6 protein-coding genes are annotated in these 4,816 nt (G+C 59.8%); 2 read left to right on the plus strand and 4 right to left on the minus strand.

The window, feature by feature from the left end; all coding sequences use genetic code 11:
* Positions 1 to 126: 126 nt before the first annotated feature.
* Positions 127 to 501, minus strand: a complete 375-nt coding sequence (locus NTW95_14725) for a hypothetical protein (protein MCX6558662.1) — start codon at positions 499 to 501, stop codon at positions 127 to 129.
* Between the two features lie 59 nt (positions 502 to 560).
* Positions 561 to 1,409: a hypothetical protein gene (locus tag NTW95_14730; GenBank protein ID MCX6558663.1), complete on the minus strand. Its 849-nt coding sequence runs from the start codon at positions 1,407 to 1,409 to the stop codon at positions 561 to 563.
* Between the two features lie 246 nt (positions 1,410 to 1,655).
* On the opposite strand from NTW95_14730, the gene NTW95_14735 reads away from it, so the two are divergent.
* Entirely contained in the window at positions 1,656 to 2,501 is an 846-nt protein-coding gene (locus NTW95_14735; GenBank protein MCX6558664.1) for an NAD-dependent protein deacetylase, read from the plus strand.
* Here the strand turns inward: NTW95_14735 and NTW95_14740 are convergent.
* Both NTW95_14740 and NTW95_14745 read right to left on the minus strand, forming a co-directional pair.
* Positions 2,485 to 3,666: a saccharopine dehydrogenase NADP-binding domain-containing protein gene (locus NTW95_14740; GenBank protein ID MCX6558665.1), complete on the minus strand. Its 1,182-nt coding sequence runs from the start codon at positions 3,664 to 3,666 to the stop codon at positions 2,485 to 2,487. The two genes, NTW95_14735 and NTW95_14740, sit on opposite strands and share 17 nt — an antisense overlap.
* On the minus strand, positions 3,663 to 4,055 hold the full coding sequence (locus NTW95_14745; protein ID MCX6558666.1) for a S4 domain-containing protein: 393 nt from the start codon (positions 4,053 to 4,055) through the stop codon (positions 3,663 to 3,665). The genes NTW95_14740 and NTW95_14745 overlap by 4 nt, the downstream gene beginning before the upstream one ends.
* Positions 4,056 to 4,155: 100 nt before the next feature.
* Between NTW95_14745 and NTW95_14750 the strand changes: the two genes are divergently transcribed.
* Positions 4,156 to 4,816: hypothetical protein (locus NTW95_14750; GenBank protein MCX6558667.1), on the plus strand; the 661-nt coding region annotated here is incomplete at its 3' end.

The following is a 4,816-nucleotide window of genomic DNA, read 5'->3' on the forward strand; positions in this document are numbered from 1 at the left end:
TTCTATGCGGAGCAGAGACCCATTGTCAAAGCGCAGCAGGCGGAATGGTTGATCCGCCGCGGCGGATGGCTAATGGCTGATGAAAAGCCCTTTTCTCATCAACCATGAACTATTAGCCATGCTTCTTTAGAACGGCAAGTACGAGACGGACTTCGAGATCAGGGCAAGCGCGATGGAGCTCATGCCCATGAGTCCCATGCCGCACGAGAATCCCGCTAGCAGCACGGGCGCGTACATCGTCCACTTCGTGACGCCGAACCTGCGGGCAAAGTAGTACCTGCCGAGCAGCGCGCCGGCGAATGTCGGGATCATGTGATGCGGCCACGCGCCTATGCCGCCCGCGAGACCGTAGAAAAGCAGGAGCGGCATCTTCGTCGCCCAGATAGCCGCATATAGCGCCATGGCAACCATGCCGCCGCCGATCATGAGATTGGGCTTCAACGCCTTCAGCAGGAAGCTTTGGCCGCCCTGGGCGTTCGACGTGATCCAGAGAGTCTGCATGGTAGCGTGAACCGGCCAAAACTTCTGCACGAACGGGAACTGCGGCGACGGGATCGGGCTCAGAGGAGGATCACCGGCAGCATGAACGCCTCGGCTTTCTCCACGCTCTTCGCAGTGAAAGTTCTCAGCCGGGCCCGCACCGCCTCCTCAAAGACCTCGCGAAACGCATCCACGTAATCTTCGCGGCGCTGCAAGCGCAATTCGGGTGTATGTTCGAGGAACCAGTATTGGCGTGTGTTTACCCGTTCGGCGGTAACCGTGAGCGTGTGCGCGGGAGGCAGGCGTTTGATCGGCGTATGAATCGTGCGCTCGTCGTGATAGGCGAACCATGAGACTAGTACCTGCGCCAGAAACAGTTCGTCCATCGCCATCGGTGCTAGGTTGAGGGCAAGCAGGGCGCGGTTGTCGGAGGCGAAGGCGATAACCCGTGTGTCGACATAATAGTACAGCGACGTGTGGCCAAAGTGATCACGCGCCAGCAACAGCTTGTGCTCGGCGGGATGATAGGCGGCAAATGCCCAATCGCCATAGATGTGCTTAGCGCTATCTTCGCCCCAATTGCGGTAGGCATGGAAGAGCAGATCGCCATCGGTTATTGCGGATTTTTTGCTGATGGTCGATTGCCAATCCTCAATCGACCATCTCAAATCAGTCACTAGTTCATTGCGGTTGTCTACGCGACCAGCGGCCGTGAATACGAGACCGCGTTGGGCATCAACATAGGGTAGATGCTCGAATTGAGCTTCGGGAGTGGCAAAAGTGCGCGTCTGCCCAAGCCCGGCGCACCCCTCCACCCACACATCACTTCCATCGCGTGCCCAATCGTGCATCGCTCCGCGCATGGTTGCGATTGCCGCAGGTGCAACCGGTGAACCGTCGCGATGAAATATGCCAAAGATACCGTTCATGATGACGTGAAATTCAAAATTGAATTTACAGAAAAATCAATTTTAATCACGGAAAAAATATTAGATGATATACAAACAATAGTCAATCGATAGGGGGGTAGTAGAAAAAATCGTCCGCACAGTGATATAGTATCTTCGTGAAAAAAGCCTGCCCGAAGAATGTATTTTATTGATGGAAAAATTGAAGTTCCAGTAGGCTCTCGGTGACATTAAGATTGAGAATATTTCGCTTGTGAAAGGAGCCGCGTGACTGTAAATTGGATCAAAAAGATCAAAGGGGCTGTTGAAATCATTGAGGCGGCCGGGGCGCTGCTGGTCTGCGCCGGGGCAGGGATGGGCGTCGACTCAGGGCTCCCCGATTTCCGCGGCAACCAGGGCTTCTGGAACGCCTATCCGCCCTATCGCAAGCTCGGTCTCGATTTCTACGGACTGGCCAACCCCGAATGGTTCGCTACCGACCCGGAACTGGCCTGGGGCTTTTACGGCCACCGCCTGAACCTCTACCGGCGGACGGTTCCCCACCCGGGATTCGGCCTGTTGCTGAAATGGGCCATGGCCAAGGCCGGAGGATATTTCGTCTTCACTTCCAACGTCGACGGCCAGTTCCAAAAAGCCGGCTTCGCGCAAGCGTGCATCCATGAATGCCATGGCTCGCTGCAATACCTGCAATGCGCGGCCGGTTGTTCGGACCGGATCTGGCCGACGGGCAGCCAGGTGCTCGACGTGGACGAGGAAACCATGCGCGCCCGGCCGCCGCTGCCGGACTGCCCGTCCTGCGGCCGGTTGGCGCGGCCCAATGTGCTGATGTTCGGAGACTGGAACTGGCAGCCGCAGCGTAGCCGGGAGCAAGCCGGGCGGCTGCGCGATTGGCTGGAGGCGATCGAGGGTAAAAAGCTGGCCATTATCGAGTGCGGCGCGGGTACGGCCGTGCCCAGCGTGCGCCGCCTGTCTGAACAGCTTATATCACGGCCGTACACCCTGCTAATCCGCATCAATAAAAATGAGGCCGCTGTCCCCCCGGGACAAGTCGGCCTGGCCGGAGGCGCTTTGTCCGTTCTAAAAAAAATCGGGGAGTTTATTCCAGGGTCTTGATCTCTTCGCTGATGTGAATATTGCGCTTGGCGAGTTCCTGTTTGAAAGTTTCATAGGGAATGTCGCGCAAGGGCGAGAGCAGGCCGCGCCTGGTGATCCGACCGCTGCCGATGAGCTGGGCGCCGATGCTGGTCGTATAGCCCACGGTCCGGTTCATGGCCGTGAAGCCGGTCTCCAGATCCCGATAGTCGATGACCTGCAGCACGGCGCGCTTTTTGACGCCGTCCTTCGTGCCGCTGATGTCCACGCGGATTACCGCGACGTCGCGCTCTCGGTCGCCGAGGTGGATGTGGGGCTCGATGGCCGCGGCCAGGAAATTGCGGCGGTTAACGGTGACGCCGTCTACGGTCAGCGGCGCGTCGTCGAGCAGGTGCAGGTCGACCATTTTTTTCCAGAAGGCGCAATGACCGGGCCAGCGGAAGGAGTAGCGTCCCAGCCGCCGCAGCCGGAGCGGGTCGATTCCCAGCAGCGCGGCATAGGCCAGGGCATCGCCGTTGGCGAAAGCCTCGAAGAGGCCCAGGCCGGGTATCTCGACCTCGTGCACGTTTTCCGGGCTGAACGTCTCGCTGCTGCCGACCTCCACGATTTTGCCGTCGCGGATCAGCCGGCCGCCGCGCATGTAAGCGCGCAAGACGCCGGCGAAGGTCCAGGTCACCTTGTAGCGCAGGGGGTTGTCGTCGGCCCCGGGCTCGGGAACCCCGGCGCCATAGCTGTCGATGGTATCGATGCGGTCGAAGTGGCTGACGGCACGGCCGAGCAGCACCAGGTCGATGCCGGGGTCCATGCCGAACTCTGGCAGGAAGGTCAGCCCGGCGGCGGCGATCTCCGCTTCGAGCCCGCGCAGCGCGGGGAGGACGTAGACCGAATTGACCAGGTGGCTGCCGGCCCGGAGGGCGGCGCGGCCGACCGCCGGGCTGAAGCGCGAGGGAAGCAGATCGACGACCACGGCGGGTTTCGGCGCCATGAGCCGGCCGATGCTGCCGGGATCCTCGGCATCCACCCGCTGGCAAGCGACCTTGTCGCCGTATTTCCTTTCCGCGACATGCCGTTGCAGCGCCTGCAAATCGCTATCGGCGGCGACGATGCGTTCGACATCGGGGTTCTGGCACAGGTCGTGCAGGGCCGCCTTGCCCTGCATGCCCACGCCCAGCAACAGGATTTTCATGATTTTACCTCGTTACGCATTTCTTCCAGGCTGCGGCGTTCTTTCTTGGTCGGACGGCCGCTCCCTTTTTCCCTGCAGGCAAAGATCAATCCCAACGGGTCATGCCTGGCCTGGGCCAGCTTTTCCAGGTCAACGGCCGGCGTGATCTCGGAGAACAGCTCGCGGGCCAGGACGGCCGAGACCCTTTTGACGGCGAGGTTCTTCACCTGGTACTGGCGCACGATCGGCGCCTGCTTGATGCAGACGATTTCTCCGGGTTGGACGGGATGGGCCGGCTTGACCGCCTTGCCGGCGATTTGCACCCGGCCGCCGCGACAGGCTTGGTTGGCCAGGGTCCGGGTCTTGAAAAGGCGCGCGGCCCACAGCCATTGGTCGATTCGGGCGATCATTTGTTTTCCCATTATACGCGAAAAAAACCGAAAAAGCATCCGGCCGCGACTTGCAATCCGGGCGCTTTTTCCTTACAATACCCGAAACCAGCGAGGCGCGATGAATTGTCCCCAATGCGACTGCTATTGTCCGCCGGAAGCGGAGGTCTGTTCCTGCGGCTACCGCTTCCCGGCCCCGGAGCAACCCCAAACAACGTTTTCAACCAGACAAAAAGAGACCGTTATGACCTGGCTGAACAAGGTGGCCGGAACCAGGCACCAGGTATTCCGCCTGGCCATGCTGCTCAGCCTGTTGCTCTGGCTGCTCTCGTTGCTTTTCATCAAGCGCCTGCCCGGGCCAGAAGATATTTTCACCCAGCTTTTCCGCGATCCCCTGCAGACCCAGGAAAACCTTCCGCCCGCCTTCCAGGTAATCAAAAACAAGCTGACCTATGTGGTCACGCCGCTGTTCCATTATGAACTGTACGGCCTCGTGGTCAGCCAGCACCGCAGCGATTCGCTGCTCGACATTTCCCACCGCCAGTGGCAGGATTATCTCAATATCAAGGACCTGTGCGTGGTCTGGGGCAAGAACATCAGCAGCGGCGTCTACCGCAGGATGAAATTCTGGAACCGCGACTTCACCTGCATGTGCGATTTTCCCGACAATGAAACGGCCATGCTTTTTTCCGGCAGGTACCTGTCGAACAACCACATCCTCTGCGCCGACAAGAAGCTCGGCCGGCGCATCCTCGATGCCCGTCCCGGCGACCAGGTTTACT

Source organism: Candidatus Aminicenantes bacterium, from assembly GCA_026393795.1.
Taxonomy (GTDB): domain Bacteria; phylum Acidobacteriota; class Aminicenantia; order UBA2199; family UBA2199; genus UBA2199.